This window comes from Mesorhizobium sp. M1329 (assembly GCF_040318035.1).
In the GTDB taxonomy this organism is placed as follows: Bacteria; Pseudomonadota; Alphaproteobacteria; order Rhizobiales; family Rhizobiaceae; genus Mesorhizobium.
The window spans coordinates 1-21,702 of the sequence record NZ_JAMYLN010000056.1; the positions used below are offsets into that span (position 1 = coordinate 1).

General features: G+C 62.2%; 18 protein-coding genes, 1 tRNA gene and 1 pseudogene. 2 read left to right on the plus strand and 18 right to left on the minus strand.

Annotated elements, in window-relative coordinates:
- From NKH21_RS31405 to rpsL, 4 genes are all read right to left on the minus strand, one after another.
- Positions 1–157, minus strand: a 157-nt coding sequence (locus tag NKH21_RS31405; RefSeq protein ID WP_352668298.1) for a GTP-binding protein, incomplete at its 3' end; no start/stop codon positions are given.
- A 66-nt stretch (positions 158–223) separates the two neighbouring features.
- Positions 224–2,314: an elongation factor G gene (fusA, locus tag NKH21_RS31410; protein ID WP_352671280.1), complete on the minus strand. Its 2,091-nt coding sequence runs from the start codon at positions 2,312–2,314 to the stop codon at positions 224–226.
- Between the two features lie 30 nt (positions 2,315–2,344).
- Entirely contained in the window at positions 2,345–2,815 is a 471-nt protein-coding gene (rpsG, locus tag NKH21_RS31415) for a 30S ribosomal protein S7 (protein WP_008875664.1), read from the minus strand.
- An 85-nt stretch (positions 2,816–2,900) separates the two neighbouring features.
- On the minus strand, positions 2,901–3,272 hold the full coding sequence (rpsL, locus tag NKH21_RS31420; protein WP_006333356.1) for a 30S ribosomal protein S12: 372 nt from the start codon (positions 3,270–3,272) through the stop codon (positions 2,901–2,903).
- A 462-nt stretch (positions 3,273–3,734) separates the two neighbouring features.
- Here rpsL and NKH21_RS31425 point away from each other — a divergent pair, with 462 nt between their 5' ends.
- Together NKH21_RS31425 and NKH21_RS31430 are read left to right on the plus strand one after the other, a co-directional pair.
- Entirely contained in the window at positions 3,735–4,016 is a 282-nt protein-coding gene (locus tag NKH21_RS31425) for a transcriptional regulator (RefSeq protein WP_254817147.1), read from the plus strand.
- Between the two features lie 124 nt (positions 4,017–4,140).
- Positions 4,141–5,070 carry a Gfo/Idh/MocA family protein gene (locus NKH21_RS31430; protein WP_352671282.1) on the plus strand — a complete coding sequence of 310 codons (930 nt, stop codon included), beginning with the start codon at positions 4,141–4,143 and terminating at the stop codon, positions 5,068–5,070.
- A 43-nt stretch (positions 5,071–5,113) separates the two neighbouring features.
- On the opposite strand, the gene NKH21_RS31435 is transcribed toward NKH21_RS31430, so the two are convergent.
- The 14 genes and pseudogenes from NKH21_RS31435 to NKH21_RS31500 form a co-directional block, all read right to left on the minus strand.
- Positions 5,114–5,779 (minus strand): O-methyltransferase, encoded by a 666-nt coding sequence (locus NKH21_RS31435; protein ID WP_352869779.1) that lies wholly within the window; start codon positions 5,777–5,779, stop codon positions 5,114–5,116.
- 82 nt (positions 5,780–5,861) lie between these two features.
- Positions 5,862–10,058, minus strand: coding sequence for a DNA-directed RNA polymerase subunit beta' (gene rpoC, locus NKH21_RS31440; RefSeq protein WP_352869781.1), 4,197 nt, complete (start codon positions 10,056–10,058; stop codon positions 5,862–5,864).
- A 139-nt stretch (positions 10,059–10,197) separates the two neighbouring features.
- Positions 10,198–14,334, minus strand: coding sequence for a DNA-directed RNA polymerase subunit beta (gene rpoB / locus NKH21_RS31445; RefSeq protein WP_352671290.1), 4,137 nt, complete (start codon positions 14,332–14,334; stop codon positions 10,198–10,200).
- A 289-nt stretch (positions 14,335–14,623) separates the two neighbouring features.
- Positions 14,624–14,995, minus strand: a pseudogene (gene rplL, locus NKH21_RS31450) (50S ribosomal protein L7/L12); the annotation flags it as partial.
- Between the two features lie 54 nt (positions 14,996–15,049).
- A complete protein-coding gene (rplJ, locus tag NKH21_RS31455; RefSeq protein ID WP_008875657.1) occupies positions 15,050–15,568 on the minus strand; it encodes a 50S ribosomal protein L10 in 519 nt (172 codons plus the stop codon).
- 393 nt (positions 15,569–15,961) lie between these two features.
- On the minus strand, positions 15,962–16,660 hold the full coding sequence (rplA, locus tag NKH21_RS31460; protein ID WP_023680441.1) for a 50S ribosomal protein L1: 699 nt from the start codon (positions 16,658–16,660) through the stop codon (positions 15,962–15,964).
- A gap of 4 nt (positions 16,661–16,664) precedes the next feature.
- Complete coding sequence (rplK, locus tag NKH21_RS31465; RefSeq protein ID WP_023680440.1) at positions 16,665–17,093, minus strand: 50S ribosomal protein L11; 429 nt, start codon at positions 17,091–17,093, stop codon at positions 16,665–16,667.
- A 160-nt stretch (positions 17,094–17,253) separates the two neighbouring features.
- Positions 17,254–17,781: a transcription termination/antitermination protein NusG gene (nusG, locus tag NKH21_RS31470; protein WP_006333333.1), complete on the minus strand. Its 528-nt coding sequence runs from the start codon at positions 17,779–17,781 to the stop codon at positions 17,254–17,256.
- A gap of 27 nt (positions 17,782–17,808) precedes the next feature.
- Complete coding sequence (gene secE, locus NKH21_RS31475; RefSeq protein WP_352671292.1) at positions 17,809–18,012, minus strand: preprotein translocase subunit SecE; 204 nt, start codon at positions 18,010–18,012, stop codon at positions 17,809–17,811.
- Between the two features lie 363 nt (positions 18,013–18,375).
- Positions 18,376–18,451 (minus strand) — tRNA-Trp (locus NKH21_RS31480).
- A gap of 77 nt (positions 18,452–18,528) precedes the next feature.
- Entirely contained in the window at positions 18,529–19,044 is a 516-nt protein-coding gene (locus NKH21_RS31485) for a hypothetical protein (RefSeq protein WP_352671295.1), read from the minus strand.
- A gap of 129 nt (positions 19,045–19,173) precedes the next feature.
- Entirely contained in the window at positions 19,174–19,656 is a 483-nt protein-coding gene (locus NKH21_RS31490) for a group II truncated hemoglobin (RefSeq protein ID WP_352671297.1), read from the minus strand.
- Between the two features lie 112 nt (positions 19,657–19,768).
- Positions 19,769–21,460, minus strand: coding sequence for a COG3904 family protein (locus NKH21_RS31495; protein WP_352671299.1), 1,692 nt, complete (start codon positions 21,458–21,460; stop codon positions 19,769–19,771).
- A 158-nt stretch (positions 21,461–21,618) separates the two neighbouring features.
- Positions 21,619–21,702, minus strand: an 84-nt coding sequence (locus NKH21_RS31500; RefSeq protein WP_455749504.1) for an EF-Tu C-terminal domain-related protein, incomplete at its 5' end; no start/stop codon positions are given.

Here is a 21,702-nt window from a genome sequence, read left to right on the forward strand (position 1 = left end):
CCTTCTCTTCCGGCGCCGCATCGATCTGGTCGTAGCGCTTGTATTCGCCAAAATACTTGGTGATCGCCGCCGTCAGCGACGTCTTACCATGGTCGACGTGACCAATCGTGCCAATGTTCACATGAGGCTTAGTGCGCTCGAATTTACCTTTTGCCATGTGATCTCTCCATTCCTGCCAGCCCGTGCGGGCCTTGAATTAAGTTACTGGTGCAACTCGTTCGAGTTACGCGTATTTCTTCTGGACTTCCTGGGCGACCGCGGTCGGGACCGGTTCGTAATGGTCGAACTGCATCGTATAGGCCGCGCGGCCCTGGCTCATCGAGCGAAGGTTGTCCACGTATTTGAACATGTTGGCGAGCGGCACCATCGCGTTGATCACCACCGCGACGCCACGGGCTTCCTGGCCCTGGATCTGGCCGCGACGGCCGTTCAGGTCGCCGATAACACTGCCGACGTAATCTTCCGGCGTCACCACTTCGACTTTCATGATCGGCTCGAGCAACTGCACGCCCAGCTTGGGCGCTGCCTCACGGAAGCAGGCGCGGCCGGCGATTTCGAAGGCCAGAACCGAGGAGTCCACGTCGTGGTAGGCGCCATCGATCAGCGTCGCCTTGACGCCGATCATCGGGAAGCCGGCGAACGGGCCCGAGGTCATGACGCTGTTGATACCCTTTTCGACGCCGGGGATGTATTCCTTCGGCACAGCGCCGCCGACGATCTTGGTTTCGAACTCGAATTCGCTGCTTTCCGGATTCGGCTCGAACAGGATCTTGACGCGGGCGAACTGGCCGGTACCGCCGGTCTGCTTCTTGTGCGTGTAGTCCTGCTCGTGCTTGCGGGTGATCGTCTCGCGGTAGGCCACCTGCGGCGCGCCGACATTGGCCTCGACCTTGAACTCGCGACGCATGCGGTCGACGATGATGTCGAGGTGAAGTTCGCCCATGCCGGAGATGATCGTCTGGCCCGATTCCTCGTCGGTCTTGACGCGGAAGGACGGATCTTCGGCGGCGAGGCGGTGAAGGGCGAGGCCCATCTTTTCCTGGTCGTTCTTGGTCTTCGGCTCGATGGCGATCTGGATGACCGGATCGGGGAATTCCATGCGCTCGAGGATGACCGGATGCAGCGGATCACTGAGCGTGTCGCCGGTGGTGGTGTCCTTGAGACCAGCAAGGGCGACAATGTCGCCGGCAAAAGCCTCTTCGACGTCGGCGCGCGAATTCGCATGCATCTGCAACATGCGGCCGATGCGCTCTTTCTTGCCCTTCACGGTGTTGTCGACCGAGATGCCCTTGGTGAGCTTGCCCGAATAGATGCGGGCAAAGGTGAGCGAACCGACGAACGGGTCGTTCATGATCTTGAAGGCAAGCATCGACAGCGGCTCGTTGTCGTCGGCGTGACGCTCGATCTCGGCGTCGGTCTTGGCGTCGACGCCCTTGATGGCCGGGACATCGGCCGGCGACGGCAGATATTCGACGACGGCGTCGAGCAGCGGCTGCACGCCCTTGTTCTTGAAGGCCGAACCGCAGAACATCGGATAGAACTTCACCGCGATCGTGCCCTTGCGGATGAGCGCACGGATCTCGTCATTGCTCGGCATCTTGCCTTCGAGGTAATTCTCGAGCGCCGTTTCGTCCATTTCGACGGCGGCCTCGATCATCTTCTCGCGGTATTCTTCGGCACGAGCCTTGAGGTCGGCAGGGATCTCGACGATGTCCCAGGCAGCGCCCAGCGTCTCGTCGCGCCAGACCAGCGCGTTCATCTCGACCAAGTCGACGATGCCCTTGAACTCGGTCTCGGCGCCGATCGGCAGCTGCATGACGACCGCATGCGCACCGAGGCGCGAACCGATCATCTCGACCGAGCGGTAAAAGTCGGCGCCGATCTTGTCCATCTTGTTGCAGAAGATCATGCGCGGCACGCGATACTTGTCGGCCTGGCGCCAGACGGTCTCCGTCTGCGGCTCGACACCGGCATTGGCATCGAGCAGCGCGATGGCGCCGTCGAGCACGCGCAGCGAACGCTCGACCTCGATAGTGAAGTCCACGTGGCCGGGGGTGTCGATGATGTTGAAGCGATACATCTTGCCGTCGCGACCCTTCCAGAAGGTCGTGGTCGCAGCCGACGTGATGGTGATGCCGCGCTCCTGCTCCTGCTCCATCCAATCCATGGTCGCAGCGCCGTCGTGGACTTCGCCGATCTTGTGCGACTTGCCCGTGTAATAGAGGACGCGCTCGGTGGTCGTCGTCTTGCCGGCGTCGATATGCGCCATGATACCGAAATTGCGGTAGTCTTCGATTTTATATTCGCGGGCCATGGGAGGTGCCTCTTCAGTCTCGTTCGCGCTTTACCAGCGGTAGTGCGCGAAAGCGCGGTTGGCTTCTGCCATCTTGTGGGTGTCTTCACGCTTCTTGACGGCAGTGCCGCGGTTGTTGGCCGCATCCATCAGCTCGCCTGAGAGGCGGTCGACCATGGTGGTCTCATTGCGGTTGCGGGCGGCAGCGATCAGCCAGCGGATGGCCAATGCCTGCCGGCGCTCGGGGCGCACGTCGACCGGAACCTGGTAGGTGGCACCGCCGACGCGGCGCGAACGCACTTCCACATGCGGCGCGACATTGTCGAGCGCCTGATGGAAGACGGTGACCGGCTCCTGCTTGGTCTTGGACTGGACCTGATCGAGCGCGCCGTAGACGATGGTCTCGGCAACCGACTTCTTGCCGTCATACATGACGGCGTTCATGAACTTGGTGACGATCAGATCGCCGAACTTCGGGTCCGGATTGATCTCACGCTTTTCTGCACTGTGACGACGGGACATTTTTTCTCTGCCTCAATTCTACGCGGTGGCCTGGATCCCGGATCGTCGCTTGACGCCGTCCGGAACGACCTTGGCTACGCTTCGGTCACTTCGGACGCTTGGCGCCGTATTTCGAACGGCGCTGCTTGCGGTTCTTCACGCCTTGCGTGTCGAGCACGCCGCGGATGATGTGGTAACGGACGCCCGGAAGATCCTTGACGCGACCGCCGCGGATCATCACCACCGAGTGCTCCTGAAGGTTGTGGCCTTCGCCGGGGATGTAACCGATCACTTCAAAACCATTGGTCAGGCGAATCTTGGCCACCTTGCGCAGCGCCGAGTTCGGCTTCTTCGGCGTCGTGGTATAGACGCGCGTGCAGACGCCCCGCTTCTGCGGGTTCTGCTGCATGGCCGGGACCTTGTTGCGCTTCACCGGCGCAATGCGCGGCTTGCGGATCAGCTGGTTGACGGTAGGCATTAAACCCTCTTGTCTCTCAATTCCGTGTCTCGCCCGGTCAGGGCCGCTCAAAGCGTCATTTCCATACGCAAATTCGGGCCACAAACCGCGCCTCGCGGTCTTGCCCGAACAAATGGCAGAGGAAGCGGAATCCGCTTCATGCACGCCGGAAATGTCTTTTCGCTCGTAAAACGAACCCTGTTTGAGGCAAACTCCAAAGCGTGTCGCTTCGGAAGCGAGAGCCTCACATCGGTTCTGACTGGGCGGCTTCTACTCGTATGGCCACTGTCCGTCAACCCCGGAGCGGCAAATATTGCGCTGAACCCGAGGCTTGGCAGCCATGCGAAAAACGCATGTAATTTTCTTGCGCCGTTTTTCAAGAGGAAGGCAGAAAGTGACCGGCTTGCGGCTGTTTCCACGCCGTGCTTCGTGCGAAAAGGCGGCATGAACAGCCCAAAACCCCTCGCCCGGAGGTACGAACCCGTGAATGACAATGAGGAGCGCCCGGTCACCATTATTACCGGCCGGGTGTGGAAGCGCAAAGGCGGCAAGCCGGAAGGCGTGCATGTGATGCTGGTCGCGCCGGACGACGATTCGGCGGTGCGCCGCGCTCTCGAATCGCTTGCCGCGGAAGGTTATGCCGAGGCCGAGCTCGATCAGATCGGCGACCTGGACGGCGTGCCCGACGAGGAGCCGCATCTGTCCGCCTATCAGGGCGCGCTCGAAGGCGAAGTATCGATCGTGACGTTCGATGTGCCGATTTGAAGAGATCTGAATCGCGGTCGATCTCGCGGGCCGGCGACAAAAGCCCGGCGACTTGTCCGGCACAAGTTCTCTGCTAAGAAGCGACCTCTGGCAAAACCAAGCACATTCAACCTGCGGAGCTCCCATGTCCTCTAATCCCATCAAGCTCGGCATCGTCGGCGTGGGAAAGATCGTCCGCGACCAGCACCTGCCGGCCCTGGCGAAGGACCAGCATTATCGCCTGGTCGCCGCAGCCAGCCGCCACGGCAAAGTCGAAGACATCTCGAACTTCCCGACGATCGAGGCGATGCTCGACGCGGTGCCGGAGCTCGAGGCGGTGTCGCTGTGCATGCCGCCGCATTTTCGCTATGACGCAGCGCGCACGGCGCTGGTGGCGAAAAAGCATGTCTTCCTGGAAAAGCCGCCCGGCGCCACGGTCAGCGAGGTCGAAGACCTGAAGGCGCTGGCGGCAGCGAACGGCGTCTGCCTGTTCGCCAGTTGGCATTCACGCTATGCGCCGGCCGTCGAAGCAGCGCGCACATTCCTCGGCTCGACGACGATCAGGTCGGCCGCCATCAACTGGAAGGAAGACGTGCGCCGCTGGCATCCGAACCAGGAATGGATCTGGGCTCCCGGCGGTTTTGGCGTGTTCGATCCCGGCATTAACGCACTGTCGATAGCGACCCACATCCTGCCGCCGATGTTCATCAGTTCGGCAGAGCTCGATTTCCCCGAAAACCGCGCGGCCCCGATCGCCGCCCATATCGCCTTCCGCACTTCGAACGGTCTGCCGGTGACGATGGAACTCGACTGGCGCCAGACCGGCCCGCAAAGCTGGGACATTCTGGCCGACACCGAGGCCGGATCGATGGTACTTTCCGGCGGCGGCTCGAAGCTCGCCATCGATGGCCGCGTCGTTCACGAGGAGCCGGAAGCCGAATATCCGATGCTCTACAAGCGCTTCGCCGAGATCGTGCGCGCCGGCACCTCCGACGTCGATCTCGCGCCCCTGCAGCACGTCGCCGACGCCTTCATGCTCGGCAAGCGCAATGTGGTCGAGGCTTTTTTCGACTGAGGGCGCCGGCCAGATCGCCGGTCCAGCCGCTCGCCGCACAAATTCAGCCGACGATCGCTATGGCAAAGCCGTCATAGCCCTTGGCGCCAACAGTCTGGATGGCGGTGCCTTGCAGACGCTTGTCGCTGCCGATGAACGAGAACGCCGCGCGTGCCCCTTCGACATTGGCGTCGCGGCCATCTTCATTCACCACCGCGCCGTCACGGATGACATTGTCGCAGACGATGACGGTCCCCGGCCTCGAAAGACGCATGGCCCACGACAGATAGAGCGGGTTGTTCGGCTTGTCGGCGTCGATGAAGATGAAATCGAACGGCCCGGCGTTCTCGGCGCCTAACGCCGCAAGCGATTGAAGCGCCGGTCCGACCCGCAGTTCCACCCGGTCCGACACCCCTGCCCGTTCAAAGTTCGACCGCGCGACACTGGCGTGGTGCGGATCAAGCTCGAGCGTCACGACCTTGCCGTCGGCGGGCAATGCTCGCGCCATCCAAATCGTCGAGTAGCCGCCCAACGTGCCGATTTCGAGTACCTTCTTCGCTCCCTGCATTCGCGCAAGAAGTGACAGCAGCTTGCCCTGTGCCGGCGAAACGTCGATCGGCGGCAGGCCGTGCTCATGGTTGGCCGCCAGAACGGCATCGAGGGCGGGATCCGGCTCGAAAAGAGCCTCGACAATGTAGTCGTCGACAGAAGCCCAGGTCTTCCTGCTCATCGTTCTCCTCCGATCCGATTGGGGACCACAATGCGAAAAGGGGCCACTTGGGCCCCTTTTCTATCTTCTCTTTCTGTCGCGCTTACTGCGCGGCGGAAGCCATGTCGGTCAGCATCGGCTCGGCGACCTCGACGCCGGACGCCTTGCGGCGCTCGTCGATGATCAGCTCGTCGCGCGAGGTGGCGATGCGCCGGATCTGGCTCATCGTGCCGCCGGTGCCGGCCGGGATCAGCCGGCCGACGATGACGTTTTCCTTCAGCCCCTGCAGCATGTCGGTCTTGCCGGCAACCGCAGCTTCGGTCAGCACCCTCGTCGTCTCCTGGAAGGAGGCGGCGGAGATGAAGGACGGCGTCTGCAGCGAGGCCTTGGTGATGCCGAGCAGCACCGGCTGGCCTTCGGCCGGCTTCTTGCCTTCCTCGACCAGGCGCTCATTGACCTCTTCCAGCTCGATCACGTCGACGTGGTCGCCCGGAATGTAGGTCGAATCGCCCTGCGTGGTGATCTCGACCTTCTGCAGCATCTGGCGAACGATCACCTCGATGTGCTTGTCGTTGATCGACACGCCCTGCAGTCGGTAGACCTCCTGGATCTCGTTGACGAGGTAGGAGGCAAGCGCCTCCACGCCCTTGATCGCCAGGATGTCGTGCGGCGCCGGATTGCCGTCGAGGATGTAGTCGCCCTTCTCGATGACGTCGCCGTCCTGGAGATGGAACGGCTTGCCCTTCGGGATCAGGTATTCGACCGGCTCAAGCGTCGAGTCATGCGGCTCGATGATGATGCGGCGCTTGTTCTTGTAGTCGCGGCCAAAGCGGATCGTGCCATCGATCTCGGCGATGATGGCGTGATCCTTCGGACGGCGTGCCTCGAACAGTTCGGCCACACGCGGCAGACCGCCGGTGATGTCCTTGGTCTTGGCGCTTTCCATCGGGATACGCGCCAGCACGTCGCCGGGACGAACCTGTGCGCCCGGCTCGACCGAAAGAATGGCCTCGACCGAGAGCAGGAAGCGGGCATCGCCACCCTTCGACAGCTTGCCGACCTTGCCCTTGGCATCCAGGACGGCGATCGCCGGCTTGAGGTCGTTGCCGCGTGGCGTCGAACGCCAGTCGATGACCTCGCGCTTGGTGATGCCGGTCGATTCGTCGGCGGTTTCCTGAACGGAAATGCCGTCGACCAGATCCTCGAATGCCACCCTGCCCTCGATTTCGGTGAGGACCGGGCGGGTATAAGGATCCCACTCGGCGATACGCTGGCCGCGCTTCACCTTGTCGCCATCGTCGACGAAGATGCGCGAGCCGTAGGTGACGCGGTGCGTGGCGCGTTCCTTGCCGGCCTCGTCGAGGATCAGCACCGCCATGTTGCGGCCCATGACCATCAGCTGGCCGTCGGAGTTGCGCACCACGTTGCGGTTGCGGATCTCGACCTTGCCTTCATAGGAGGCTTCAAGGAACGAGGAATCCACCACCTGCGCCGTGCCGCCCATGTGGAAGGTACGCATGGTGAGCTGGGTGCCCGGCTCGCCGATCGACTGTGCCGCGATGACGCCGACAGCCTCGCCCTGGTTGACGGGAGTGCCGCGGGCCAGATCGCGTCCGTAGCAGACCGCGCAGACACCGACCCTGACCTCGCAGGTCAGCGCCGAACGGATGCGGACCGACTGCACGCCGGCCTTTTCGATCAGTTCCACGTCACGCTCGTCCATCAGCGTTCCGGCCTTGACCAGAACCTCGCCGGTGACCGGGTGGGTGATGTCGTCGAGCGAGGTGCGGCCGAGAACGCGCTGGCCAACCGAGGCGACGACCTGACCGGCATCGACGATCGGCTGCATGGTGAGGCCCTTGTCGGTGCCGCAGTCGAGCGAGTTGACGATGCAGTCCTGCGCCACGTCGACGAGACGACGCGTCAGGTAACCCGAGTTCGCCGTCTTCAAGGCGGTGTCGGCCAGACCCTTGCGGGCGCCGTGGGTCGAGTTGAAGTACTCGAGCACGGTGAGGCCTTCCTTGAAGTTCGAGATGATCGGCGTCTCGATGATTTCACCGCTAGGCTTGGCCATCAGGCCGCGCATGCCGGCGAGCTGGCGCATCTGGGTGGGCGAGCCGCGCGCACCGGAGTGCGACATCATGTAGATCGAGTTCATCGGCTTCTGACGGCCGTTGTCCTCGAACTCGACCGCCTTGATGCGGGCCATCATTTCGTCGGCGACCTTTTCCGAGCACTTGGCCCAGGCGTCGACGACCTTGTTGTACTTCTCGCCCTGGGTGATCAGGCCGTCATTGTACTGCTGCTCGTACTCCTTGGCCAAAGCCTCGGTGTCAGACACCAGCTTGATCTTGGCGTCGGGGATCAGCATGTCGTCCTTGCCGAACGAAATGCCGGCACGGCAGGCGTGGCTGAAGCCCAGAGCCATGATGCGATCGCAGAAAATGACCGTCTCCTTCTGACCGCAATGGCGGTAGACGGTGTCGATCATCTTGGAGATGTTCTTCTTGGTCATCTCCTGGTTGGCGGTCTCGTAGGGCACGTTGTGGTTCTTCGGCAGCAGCTCGCCGATGATCATGCGGCCAGGCGTGGTGTCGTAGATCTTCGACACGACCTTGCCCTCGGCGTCGACCGTGCGGAAGCGCCCCTTGATCTTGGCATGCAGGGTCACCGCCTTGGTCTCGAGCGCGTGCTGGAGCTCGCCCATGTCGGCAAACACCATGCCCTCGCCCGGCTCGTTCTGGTTGACGATCGAGAGATAGTAGAGACCGAGAACCATGTCCTGCGACGGCACGATGATCGGCGCGCCGGAAGCCGGGTGCAGGATGTTGTTGGTCGACATCATCAGCACGCGGGCTTCGAGCTGCGCTTCCAGCGACAGCGGCACGTGAACCGCCATCTGGTCGCCGTCGAAGTCGGCGTTGAAGGCCGTGCAGACCAGCGGGTGAAGCTGGATTGCCTTGCCTTCGATCAGGATCGGCTCGAACGCCTGGATGCCGAGGCGGTGCAGCGTCGGCGCGCGGTTCAGAAGCACCGGATGCTCGCGGATGACCTCGTCGAGGATGTCCCAGACCTCCGGACGCTCCTTCTCGACCAGCTTCTTCGCCTGCTTGACGGTCGAGGAGTAACCCTTGGCGTCGAGACGGGCGTAGATGAAGGGCTTGAACAGCTCGAGCGCCATCTTCTTCGGCAGGCCGCACTGGTGGAGTTTGAGCTCCGGACCGGTGACGATGACCGAGCGGCCGGAATAGTCGACGCGCTTGCCGAGCAGGTTCTGGCGGAACCGGCCCTGCTTGCCCTTCAGCATATCCGACAGCGACTTCAGCGGACGCTTGTTGGCGCCGGTGATGACGCGGCCGCGACGGCCGTTGTCGAACAGCGCATCGACGGCTTCCTGCAGCATGCGCTTTTCATTGCGCACGATGATGCCGGGCGCGCGCAGCTCGATCAGCCGCTTCAAGCGGTTGTTGCGGTTGATGACGCGGCGATAAAGGTCGTTCAGATCCGACGTGGCGAAACGGCCGCCGTCCAGCGGGACAAGCGGACGCAGGTCCGGCGGGATCACCGGAACCACCTTCATGATCATCCATTCCGGACGGTTGCCGGATTCCATGAAGTTCTCGACGACCTTGAGCCGCTTCAGGTACTTCTTCTGCTTGAGCTCGGAGGTGGTCGAAGCCAGCTCCGAACGCAAATCGCCGGCGATCTTCTCCAGGTCCATGCCGGCCAGAAGGTCGTGGATCGCCTCGGCTCCGATCATGGCGGTGAACGAGTCCTCGCCATACTCGTCGACGGCCATCATGTACTCTTCCTCGCTGAGCAGCTGGTGCTCCTTCAGCGCGGTGAGGCCGGGTTCGGTGACGATGTAGTTCTCGAAGTAGAGGACCCGCTCGATGTCCTTCAGCGTCATGTCGAGCAGCGTGCCGATGCGCGACGGCAGCGACTTCAGGAACCAGATGTGGGCGACCGGTGCCGCCAGCTCGATATGGCCCATGCGCTCGCGGCGGACGCGCGACAGCGTGACTTCGACGCCGCACTTCTCGCAGATGACGCCCTTGTACTTCATGCGCTTGTACTTGCCGCACAGGCACTCATAGTCCTTGATCGGACCAAAAATGCGCGCGCAGAACAGGCCGTCACGCTCCGGCTTGAAGGTGCGGTAGTTGATGGTCTCCGGCTTCTTGATCTCGCCGAACGACCAGGACAGAATCTTCTCAGGGCTGGCAAGCGAGATCCTGATGGAATCGAACACCTGCGCGGGCGCCTGGGGATTGAAGAGATTCATGACCTCTTGGTTCATGCCGTTCTCCTTTTCGGGGTCCTCGAAAACCCCTTGCATCTAGCGCGGGCCAAACGCCCGCTGACTTGATCGGCCATCGGCCGAAGAATTTGGGTGCGCCCCGGTCGCGAGAGCCCTCTCCCGCGACCGAGCGTCTTGCTTATTCGGCCGCGTCGGGCAGCCGGATCGGGTTGTCGTCGAGCTTGGTGTTCTCCAGCTCGACATTGAGGCCGAGAGACCGCATTTCCTTGACGAGAACGTTGAAGCTCTCGGGGATGCCGGCCTCGAATGTGTCGTCGCCTCTGACGATCGCCTCGTAGACCTTGGTGCGGCCGGCGACGTCGTCCGACTTCACCGTCAGCATCTCCTGCAGCGTGTAGGCGGCGCCGTACGCTTCGAGCGCCCAGACCTCCATCTCGCCGAAGCGCTGGCCACCGAACTGCGCCTTGCCGCCCAGCGGCTGCTGGGTAACGAGCGAGTACGGCCCGATCGAACGCGCGTGGATCTTGTCGTCCACAAGGTGGTGAAGCTTGAGCATATATATATAGCCCATCGTCACTTTGCGATCGAACGGTTCGCCGGTGCGTCCGTCATAGAGCTGCGACTGACCGCTGGTGTGCAGGCCCGCCTGCTCCAGCATGATATTGATGTCGGCCTCGTGCGCACCGTCGAACACCGGTGTGGCGATGGAGACGCCGCGGCGCATCTGCTCGCCCAGGCGAATGATGCTCTCGTCGTCGTATTCGCGGATCGGCTCGTTGCGGTCGTTGGCCGGCATGAAGCTCTCGAGCGTCTTGCGCAGCGGTTTGATGTCGCCCGCCGTCTTGTACGCATCGATCAGATCGCCGATCTTCCTGCCCATTCCGGCGCAGGCCCAGCCCAGGTGCGTTTCCAGGATCTGGCCGACATTCATGCGCGACGGCACACCCAACGGGTTGAGCACGATATCGGCATGCGTGCCGTCCTCGAGGAAAGGCATGTCCTCGACCGGAACGATCCGCGACACGACACCCTTGTTGCCGTGCCGGCCAGCCATCTTGTCGCCGGGCTGCATCTTGCGCTTCACGGCCACGAAGACCTTGACCATCTTCATGACGCCCGGAGGCATTTCGTCGCCGCGCTGCACCTTCTCGACCTTGTCCATGAAGCGCTGCTCGAGCGCCTTCTTGGAATCGTCGTACTGGCCACGCAGGGCTTCTAGTTCGCTCTGGAGCTTTTCGTTCTCCACGGCAAACTGCCACCACTGCGAACGCGGATACTCGTCGAGCGTGTCCTTCGACAGCTTCGAGCCCTTCTTGAAGCCCTTCGGCCCGGCAATCGCTTCCTTGCCGACGAGAACGTCGGAAAGACGCGAATAGACGTTGCGGTCGAGGATCGCCTGCTCGTCGTCGCGGTCCTTGGCGAGGCGTTCGATCTCCTCGCGCTCGATCGCCATGGCGCGCTCGTCCTTCTCGACGCCGTGGCGGTTGAAGACGCGCACTTCGACGACGGTGCCGAAGGTTCCCGGAGGCATGCGCATCGAAGTGTCGCGCACGTCCGAGGCCTTTTCACCGAAGATGGCGCGCAGCAGCTTTTCTTCCGGCGTCATCGGGCTTTCGCCCTTCGGCGTGATCTTGCCGACCAGGATGTCGCCCGGCTGCACTTCCGCACCGATGTAGACGATGCCGGCCTCATCGAGGTTCTTCAGCGCTTCTTCCGAGACGTTCGGGATGTCGCGCGTGATCTCCTCCGGGCCAAGCTTGGTGTCGCGGGCCATGACTTCGAACTCCTCGATGTGGATCGAGGTGAAGACGTCGTCGGCGACGATGCGCTCGGACAGGAGGATGGAATCCTCGTAGTTGTAGCCGTTCCACGGCATGAACGCGACCAGCACGTTGCGGCCGAGGGCCAGATCGCCGAGCTCGGTCGACGGGCCGTCGGCAATGATGTCGCCCTTGTTGACCCGGTCGCCCATGCGCACCAGCGGACGCTGGTTGATGCAGGTGTTCTGGTTCGAACGCTGGAACTTCATCAGCCGGTAGATGTCGACGCCGGACTTACCGGGATCGAGATCTTCCGTGGCGCGGATGACGATACGCGTCGCGTCCACCTGGTCGACGATGCCGCCGCGGCGGGCGCCGATGGCGGCGCCCGAGTCACGGGCGACGATCGGCTCCATGCCGGTGCCGACGAACGGCGCTTCGGCGCGCACCAGCGGCACGGCCTGACGCTGCATGTTCGAGCCCATCAGCGCGCGGTTGGCGTCGTCGTTCTCCAGGAACGGGATCAGGGCCGCCGCCACCGACACCATCTGCTTCGGCGACACGTCCATCAGATCGACGTTTTCGCGCGGCGCCATCATCACTTCGCCGGCGTTGCGGCAAATGACGAATTCGTCGACGAAATGACCATTCTTGTCGAGCTCGGCATTGGCTTGCGCGACGTGGTGCTTGGCCTCTTCCATAGCCGAGAGGTAAACGACCTCATTGGTCAGCTTGCCGTTGACGATCTTGCGGTACGGGCTTTCGATGAAGCCGTATTTGTTGACGCGCGCGAAGGTCGCCAGCGAGTTGATCAGGCCGATATTCGGGCCTTCCGGCGTCTCGATCGGGCAGATGCGGCCGTAATGCGTCGGATGCACGTCGCGCACCTCGAAACCGGCACGCTCGCGGGTCAGACCGCCCGGTCCAAGCGCCGAAAGACGGCGCTTGTGGGTGATCTCCGACAGCGGGTTGGTCTGATCCATGAACTGCGACAGCTGCGAGGAACCGAAGAACTCGCGCACGGCGGCAGCCGCCGGCTTGGCGTTGATCAGGTCCTGCGGCATCACCGTGTCGATCTCGATCGAGGACATACGTTCCTTGATCGCACGCTCCATGCGCAGCAGGCCGACGCGGTACTGGTTCTCCATCAGCTCGCCGACCGAGCGCACGCGGCGGTTGCCGAGATTGTCGATGTCGTCGATCTCGCCCTTGCCGTCGCGCAGTTCGACCAGCGTCTTGACCACGGCCAGGATGTCGTCCTTGCGCAGCACGCGCACGGTATCCTCGGCCTTGAGCTCGAGGCGCATGTTCATCTTGACGCGGCCGACGGCCGACAGATCATAGCGCTCGCTGTCGAAGAACAGCGAGTTGAACATGGCTTCGGCGGTCTCGAGCGTCGGCGGCTCGCCCGGGCGCATGACGCGGTAGATGTCGAACAGCGCGTCCTGGCGGCTCTCGTTCTTGTCGACGTTGAGCGTGTTGCGGATATAGGCGCCGACATTGACGTGGTCGATGTCGAGGACCTTGATCTCGTCCTCGCCGGTGCCGAGCAGCACTTTCAGCGTCTTTTCGTCGATCTCGTCGCCGGCTTCGAGGAAGATTTCGCCAGTCGCGTAGTTGACGATATCCTCGGCAAGGTAGTTGCCGAGCAGATCCTCGTCGGTCGCCTTGATCGCCTTGAGACCCTTTTCGCCAAGCGCCCTGGCCTGGCGGGCGGTGATCTTCTTGCCGGCCTCGACGACGACTTCGCCGGTGTCGGCGTCGACCAGGTCGCCAACGGCCTTGAGGCCGCGGAAACGCTCGACGTTGAACGGGATGCGCCAGTGGTCGCCGGCGCGCTTGTAGGTGATCTTGTTGTAGAAGGTCGACAGGATCTCTTCGCCGTCCATGCCGAGAGCCATCAGCAGCGACGTCACCGGAATCTTGCGGCGGCGGTCGATGCGGGCATGCACGACGTCCTTGCTGTCGAACTCGATGTCGAGCCACGAACCGCGATAGGGAATGACGCGCGCGGCAAACAGAAGCTTGCCGGACGAGTGCGACTTGCCCTTGTCATGGTCGAAGAAGACGCCCGGCGAACGGTGCATCTGCGAGACGATGACGCGCTCGGTGCCGTTGACGATGAAGGTGCCGTTCAAGGTCATGAGCGGCATGTCGCCCATGTAGACGTCCTGCTCCTTGATGTCCTTGATCGACTTCGCGCCGGTATCCTCGTCGATATCGAACACGATGAGGCGCAGCGTCACCTTGAGCGGCGCCGCATAGGTCAGGTCGCGCTGACGGCATTCGTCAACGTCGAATTTCGGTCCTTCGAACTCGTATTTCACGAATTCCAGCATTGAGGAGCCGGAAAAATCGGAAATCGGGAAGACCGACTTGAAAACTGCCTGCAGTCCCTCGTCAGGACGCCCACCCTTGGGCTCCTCCACCATCAGGAACTGGTCATAGGATGCCTTCTGAACCTCGATCAGGTTCGGCATCTCCGCAACTTCCGGGATCTTCCCGAAAAACTTGCGTACGCGTCTGCGGCCATTGAAAGTCTGGGTCTGGGCCATCGTCGCTCCTTAGCTCAATTCTCGGGACGAGCCTCGCCGCGGCTCGCCTTGCATCTCGGGCCACCTTGGCGGCCCTGTCTTGTTGCCCGCCGCATGTCGGCGGCTTCTTGTCTTTTCACCCACCACCAATTGGCGGCGGGCCAGAAACGGGAGAAAACCCGTTTCCTGAAGGCCGTTTTGCGGCCCTCAGGAAAGAGGTTTTCGCAGTCTTCGCATTACGCAGCCTCCCTTCGACGCGAAAGGAGTGGCGGGCGGCGCGCCCCCCGCCGCCGGTTATCAACCCGTAATTCAGTTCGACCTTGGCGCCGGCTGCTTCCAGCTGGGCCTTGAACTTGTCCGCGTCGGCCTTGGAAACGGCTTCCTTGACCGGCTTCGGAGCCGCCTCGACCAGGTCCTTGGCTTCCTTGAGGCCAAGACCGGTGATGGCGCGAACTTCCTTGATGACATTGATCTTCTGAGCGCCTGCCTCGGTGAGGACGACGTCGAATTCCGTCTTTTCCTCGACCGGAGCAGCAGCGGCCGCAGCGCCGCCGGCAGCGGCAACCGCCACCGGAGCAGCGGCGGAAACGCCCCACTTTTCTTCAAGAAGCTTCGACAGCTCGGCCGCCTCGAGGACGGTCAGCTTCGAAAGGTCGTCTACGATCTTTGCCAGATCAGCCATTGCAATATTCCTTCATAAGGTTCGAACGTGTGTTTGTGATAGCGAGGAACGGCCTCATGCCGCCTCGTCCTTCCGGGCGTAAGCGCCGATGACGCGCGCGACCGAAGCCGCAGGCGCATTGACGATCTGGGCGATCCGGGTTGCCGGCGTGGCGATCATGCCAACCAGCCTGGCGCGCAGCTCATCGAGCGACGGAAGTGTGGCGAGTGCCTTCACACCGTCGGCATTGAGCGAGGTGGTGCCCATTGCGCCGCCGAGAATGACGAGCTTGTCATTTCCCTTGGCGAAATCGGACGCGACCTTCGGCGCCGCAATCGGATCCTCCGAATAGGCGATCAGCGTCTGTCCCTTGAACAGCTCGATGATCGATGCGGAGTCCGTGCCCTGAAGAGCGATTTTGGCGAGACGGTTCTTCGCGACTTTGACGGTGCCACCGGCGGCGCGCATTTTCGACCGAAGGTCGTTCATTTGCGCGACGGTGATACCGGCGTAGTGGGCCACGACGACTGAACCCGCGCTTGAAAACGCATCATTCAGGCCCGTGACGAGTTCGCGTTTTTCCGCTCTGTCCACTGCCTATCTCCAGTTGACCCCTGCCCTCTACGAAGGACAGGCGTCGGGTTGCCTTTTGCCGGCCGGGCCATCCAGTAACGGATCTCCCGAACGACGCTCGAGGATCCTGCCCCCTTTCGCCACACCTGCCGGCTAGCCGGACGGGTGCGCAGACAAAAGGCAAACACGGTTCGAACCTTTCATTGGAGCTTTTGGCTCCTTTGTCCGGTCTTCACCCGTCTCATGCAGGCCCACATGAATTAAGGCCCACATCACCTAAGGCTTGGGGGCCGCCTGCAATCTCGGACAGGATGTCCGGAAGCCTTTCGACTTCCGGTACCGGGCCGCCGACAGGTCGGAGGCCCGGAATTCTTTCACGGATCAGCGTTTTAGCGGCCGATCCAATTGTTCGTATCAGGACGCTGCGAGCGTCGAGACGTCGAGCTTGAGGCCCGGGCCCATCGTCGAGGTGACCGACACCTTCTTGACGTAGTTGCCCTTGGCACCAGCGGGCTTTGCCCTGGTTACCGCGTCAGCGAAAGCGCGGACGTTTTCTTCCAGCGCCTTGACGTCGAACGAGACCTTGCCGACGCCTGCATGAACGATGCCGGCCTTCTCGACGCGGAACTCGACGGCGCCGCCCTTCGATGCCTTGACCGCGGCGGTAACGTCGGTGGTGACGGTGCCGACCTTCGGATTCGGCATCATGCCGCGCGGGCCGAGCACCTTGCCGAGACGTCCGACCAGCGGCATCATGTCCGGCGTGGCGATGCAGCGGTCGAAGTCGATCGTGCCCTTCTGGACGATGTCGACCAGATCCTCGGCTCCGACGATGTCGGCGCCGGCGGCCTTGGCCTCCTCGGCCTTGTCACCACGCGCGAAGACGGCGACGCGAACGCTGCGGCCGGTGCCGTTCGGCAGGTTGACCACGCCGCGGACCATCTGGTCGGCATGGCGTGGGTCGACGCCGAGGTTCATCGCGACTTCGATGGTCTCGTCGAACTTCACCGAGGAGCGATCCTTGAGCAGCTTCAGCGCCTCACCCAAAGCGTAAGCCTTGTTGGGATCGATGCCTTCGCGGGTCTTCGATACACGCTTTGCAATCTTTGCCATGATCTCAGCCCACCACTTCCAGACCCATCGAGCGGGCGGAGCCCTCGACCATGCGCATGGCCGCCTCGACGTCGTTTGCGTTCAGATCCTTCATCTTCTGCTCGGCGATGGCGCGCACCTTGTCACGGCCGATCGTGCCGGCCTTGACCTTGCCCGGCTCCTTCGAGCCCGACTTCAGGTTCGCGGCCTTCTTCAGGAAATAGCTCACCGGCGGCGTCTTCATGACGAAGGTGAACGACTTGTCCTGATAGTAGGTGATGACAACCGGAACCGGCGAGCCCTTTTCCATTTCCTGGGTCTGCGCGTTGAACGCCTTGCAAAACTCCATGATGTTGATGCCACGCTGACCAAGCGCCGGGCCGATCGGGGGCGACGGCGTGGCCGATCCCGCGGAAACCTGGAGCTTGAGCTGGCCTGCAATTTTCTTAGCCATCTCTCTTCCTGCCTTTTCTCATGCCGGTCTTGCCGGCGGTTGCAGTCTGGTGGTGCGGTCCGCGCGGCCGGCTAAAGCCGCATTCGCCTCCCACCCGTTTTTGGCCGCGCGATCTCCGCGCCGCCTTCCCTGCCGCCGAAACCGGTGCAGGGATTTCGGATCAGCCCTTCTCGACCTGTCCGAATTCCAGATCGACTGGCACAGCGCGCCCGAAGATCGAAACTTCCACCTTGAGCCGCGCCCGCTCCTCGTCCACTTCCTGGACGAAACCGTTAAAGGACGCGAATGGTCCATCCGAAACGCGGATCGCTTCGCCGATCTCGAACGTCACCGACGGCTTCGGCCGCTCGACGCCCTCCTGAACCTGGTTCAGGATACGCTGGGCCTCGGCTTCGGTGATCGGCACCGGCTTGGAGTCGCCCAGGAAACCGGTGACCTTCGGCGTGTTCTTGACGAGCGAGAACACGGCGTCGGTCAGATTGGCTTTCAGCAGCACATAGCCCGGAAAGAACTTGCGCTCGGCATCGACCTTGCGGCCGCGGCGGATCTCGACGACCTTCTCGGTCGGCACCACGATCTGCTCGATGTCGGCGGACAGGCCCTTCTGCTTGGCCTTGTTCTCAATGTCCTCGGCGACCTTCTTTTCAAAGTTCGAGTAGGCGTGGACGATGTACCACCGCGCGGTCATTTCAAGACTTCTCCGTAATCGCCGGACTTACTGTCCGAGGCCGAGGATTTTTTCGACCGCAAAGCCCATGGCCACGTCTGCGGTAAAGAAAAAGATCATCGCGATGACCGCGAACACAAGGACCATCACCGTCGAGATCATCGTTTCGCGCCGCGACGGCCAAGTGACCTTGGCGGTCTCCGAGCGAACCTGCTGGAGAAAGGTGAAGGGATTTGTGGTTTTCGAAGCCATATGCCGCTCTGTCTGCAAGACCCGTTGGCCGGGTCTCCTGGATGATCCCGCTGGCCGGGACGTGCCGCTTGAGCGTGCGTTCGCGCCGAATCAGCGCAATCATTTCGCCCATGCAAATCAGACGCGTAAAGCCGGCTTCCCAGCTCCACGCGTCGCGTGTCTGTCTCGTCTACATAAAACCGATTCTTGATCCACGCAAGTGGCAAGTGTCCGCTTTATGGCCAAACGCCGCCTCGGAACCATCCAGTCGTCCCGTCCCGGCTATGCGGCCCTTATGCCGCAACTTATGCTATATGGCAAGTCACAAGCCGATTTTCAAAGGCCGCACCGCAAAAGAATCATTTTAGGCATCCATTCAAAGAATGGCACGGGCAGCAGGGCTCGAACCTACGACCTGCGGTTTTGGAGACCGCCGCTCTACCAACTGAGCTATGCCCGTATGCGCATGTCGGCGCAGCAGGCGCTTCCTAAAAGCTTCCGCGCGCTCTGTAAAGAGCGGTGTGCGCTGCCCAGCCTTCATCTGCGGAAGTCCAGGCGTCCTCCCGGCCATTTCCCGTCGATCCTTTGATTGCTGACGATCAAGCCGACCCAGGGACGCACGATTTCTGGGTCGGTCAGATTGATGTATTTTCCGACCAGCCCCTTCGCACCCCGACGACGCGCGTCGATGAGCCCCTTGCGCACGCCATCATGCCAATCGAACAGCAGATAAACTCTCTCTCCCGCTGTCTTCACCTCGCCCCGGCCAGACTTCCATCTATCCTTGCTGTCGCCCGGAATTGTGGGGTCGGCACCGCCGTTCCATCGGCTGGACCAGCTGCCTTCGATGGTGTCGTTGCGGTCGCGGTCGCTTTCGGTGCCCCAGGCCTCGGCGTTTTCATCGCTTGCAGTTCCCTCCAGTTTCACGCCGGCGGCGAACGCCGACACCTCCTCGTCGTCGGGAGTGGGGACGTCCATGACGCCAAACGGATTTCGGGATCCGCGGTCGCTGTCAAAGACGCTGTCTGAATTTTTCTTGCCTTCCGATCTCATCGCAAAGCCTCCGGTTTCCAGTGTGGCCCGCCATTCGACGGCGACTTTAAACCGTTAGCCTGGAGGACCGAGACCGCCAGAGCCACCCGTTTTCCTGGCGGCAGGGTTTTTCGACCGATTCGTGCCCGGTCAGTCTCCCGAAGGCGGCTTGTACGGTCCGCCGGGCACGCCCCAGCCCCAGGCCGGCATCGGTTCCGTCTCGGGATCGCAGGTCGGGCCCTTGTTGGAGTTCATCTTGGCCAGCCGCGATCCCCATTCGACATAGGCCATGAAGGCCGAGCGGAATTCGGGATCGTCAGGCAACCCAATCTCGTCGGCGGCGTCGGCGAGAAGATTGACCCAGCGCCGGCGCTGCTCCTCGGTCAGATGCTTGCCGAGATGATGCATCACCATCTCGCGATGGCCGCCATGCTTCTCGCTGTAGGTTTTCGGTCCGCCAAAGACTTCGCCGATGAAGGCTGCGACGTGAGCGGGATGGTCCGGCGACATATGCTTGAACACCGGCCCGACGATTGGGTCCCGGGAGACGTTGTCGTAGAAGGTCTGGGTCAGGCGGTTCAGCGCGTCGGACCCGCCGGCCCATTCGAACAATGTCGGGACATCCTGGCTCATTCGCGGTCCCTCCCATGCTGGTCTTCGCTGGACGATAGCGGAAACATCGAGCGCCACTCAACCTGCCTCGATGGCCAGTCAGCCGCAATGCCTGCCTTACGATTTGACCGGCCTATGATTTCACGGGCGTGGTGACCTGAGCCTTGGCGCCCGAGAGCTCGCGGCAGTTCTCCGGCCTTGGCTCCGATCTGCAGATGCCAGGCCCGGTCAATTCGTCCGCGGACCCAGGCCCGGTCGTCAGCCCGACTTTCAGCATCATCTCTGGTTCAACCTGCCGGTAGCGCGAGTATTGCGCCGATTGCATCGCCGAAAACATGCCGGGTCCAACAGTCATGTCCTCGAGATAGGCCTTAACCCGCTGCTCGAAGCCCATCGAATGCACACTCAACTGTGCACGCGGGCCGACCAAGCGTTTGACACCGCCGGCGAGCATGATTGGGCAGGCCGAGCCGCACTCGCCGCCGACATCGACCGTGAGCCCGTTATAGACGCCGTCTTCGGCGGCGCAGTCGGCCTGCCGCGGCTCGCAGCCGATGAAGTCCGTCCGCGCTACCGCTATGTCGAGTTTACGTTCGCGGATCAGCCTTCCGGCGGCGAGAGCGCCAAGCACGTCACCGCCAGGCGAACTGACGACGATGGGCAGGCGCCGGGCGCCGACGCTGTCAAGCAGTTGGCGCAGTTTTTCGGCCGTGTGAGCGGTGATCGTGCCTTCCGCCGAGATCCATTCCGGGCAATTGGGATTGCATAGCGGATTGCTGCCGCGGACCAGGACGAAGCGCATGTCAGCGACCTCCTTCGCCGGCGGGGTTTCGAGCCCTGAAGGTGCAGGCTCGGCGCTCGCCACCACTTGCCCGGCCGGCTTCGCGATATTCGCCGGCGCCGGCAGTTCCCTGCAACTCGCCGGCAACGGATCGGATTTGCATAGGGTTGGCGCGGTCAGCAGGTCGACGGCATCCAGGCTGGTGACGAGATTCATTTGCAGCATGTCGTAGGAAACCAGTTGCTGGATGCTGCTGGCCGGCGTGCTTTTCATGGTCTCGAGCACGCCCAGGCCGACGCCCATCTCCTTCAGATAGGCCGCCAGCTTCCGCTCCAGCGGCTTGTTCATCTCGTAGGTCTTGTAGCTGCCGGCGTTCTTCCGGCTGACGACCCTGGTGCTGAGTATCTTCTTCTTGCCTTTCACCATGCGGTAGGTGGTGCGGTACAGCAGTTTCGTCCGGATATAGGTCGTGGTGATCTGATGGACGCCGAGAAAGGCCCACTCCCCGACCACGCGCCGGATGCCACCGGAAAACATCAACGGACAGGCGGAATTGCAGATGGCGCCGTTGACATAGGCATCGCCGAAATAACGGGCGCCCTTGCCGTCGTTTTCCTTGCAGTTCTTCACATCTGGCAGACAGCCGACGAAGCGGGTTTTGCCGACGGCGATATCGAGCTTGTTCTTGCGGATCAGGCGACCAAGTGTCAGCGCCGCTTCGACATTGCCGCCGGGGGAATCGACGACGATCGGCAGCTTTCGGGCGCCAAGCGCCTTAAGCGTGCGCTTGAAAAGGGCCGGCGTCCCGGCTTCAATCGAGCCTTCGGCCGATATCCATTCCGGACAGGTCGGCTCGCAGCCCGGCGCGCTGCTGCGGACGACGACGAACCGCATCGTCGGGCCGAAATCCGGCGTGGATTTTTCCGGCGTGGATTTCTTTGCATCCGCTGCGAAAGCAGCGTAGCCCATAACAAGCAACGACGCCAGGCAGATCAGCCCTAGCGACCACCATGCCTGACTATGCAAACGGCGCCATGGAACCATTCGGGCAGCCCCCTCGATGCAACCTATACTAGTTATGGCAGAGGCGCTTGCAACAGGATTTGAAGCAATGCGGTTAATCCATTGCCAGAATATCAGAATCAAAAGGGCGGCCCGAAGACCGCCCTTTTTCATCCGATCTCAACCGGCAGCGCCGGCGATTACTCTTTGATGGTGACGACGATGCCGGCACCGACGGTGCGGCCGCCTTCACGGATGGCGAAGCGCAGCTTCTCTTCCATGGC

Excerpts from the sequence above, each read along its gene's own strand:
- fusA (WP_352671280.1), bottom strand. The coding sequence starts at position 2,314 with ATGGCCCGCGAATATAAAATCGAAGACTACCGCAATTTCGGTATCATG.
- rpsG (WP_008875664.1), bottom strand. The coding sequence starts at position 2,815 with ATGTCCCGTCGTCACAGTGCAGAAAAGCGTGAGATCAATCCGGACCCG.
- rpsL (WP_006333356.1), bottom strand. The coding sequence starts at position 3,272 with ATGCCTACCGTCAACCAGCTGATCCGCAAGCCGCGCATTGCGCCGGTG.
- NKH21_RS31430 (WP_352671282.1), top strand. The coding sequence starts at position 4,141 with ATGTCCTCTAATCCCATCAAGCTCGGCATCGTCGGCGTGGGAAAGATC.
- NKH21_RS31435 (WP_352869779.1), bottom strand. The coding sequence starts at position 5,779 with ATGAGCAGGAAGACCTGGGCTTCTGTCGACGACTACATTGTCGAGGCT.
- rpoC (WP_352869781.1), bottom strand. The coding sequence starts at position 10,058 with ATGAACCAAGAGGTCATGAATCTCTTCAATCCCCAGGCGCCCGCGCAG.
- rpoB (WP_352671290.1), bottom strand. The coding sequence starts at position 14,334 with ATGGCCCAGACCCAGACTTTCAATGGCCGCAGACGCGTACGCAAGTTT.
- rplA (WP_023680441.1), bottom strand. The coding sequence starts at position 16,660 with ATGGCAAAGATTGCAAAGCGTGTATCGAAGACCCGCGAAGGCATCGAT.
- rplK (WP_023680440.1), bottom strand. The coding sequence starts at position 17,093 with ATGGCTAAGAAAATTGCAGGCCAGCTCAAGCTCCAGGTTTCCGCGGGA.
- nusG (WP_006333333.1), bottom strand. The coding sequence starts at position 17,781 with ATGACCGCGCGGTGGTACATCGTCCACGCCTACTCGAACTTTGAAAAG.
- secE (WP_352671292.1), bottom strand. The coding sequence starts at position 18,012 with ATGGCTTCGAAAACCACAAATCCCTTCACCTTTCTCCAGCAGGTTCGC.
- NKH21_RS31485 (WP_352671295.1), bottom strand. The coding sequence starts at position 19,044 with ATGAGATCGGAAGGCAAGAAAAATTCAGACAGCGTCTTTGACAGCGAC.
- NKH21_RS31490 (WP_352671297.1), bottom strand. The coding sequence starts at position 19,656 with ATGAGCCAGGATGTCCCGACATTGTTCGAATGGGCCGGCGGGTCCGAC.
- NKH21_RS31495 (WP_352671299.1), bottom strand. The coding sequence starts at position 21,460 with ATGGTTCCATGGCGCCGTTTGCATAGTCAGGCATGGTGGTCGCTAGGG.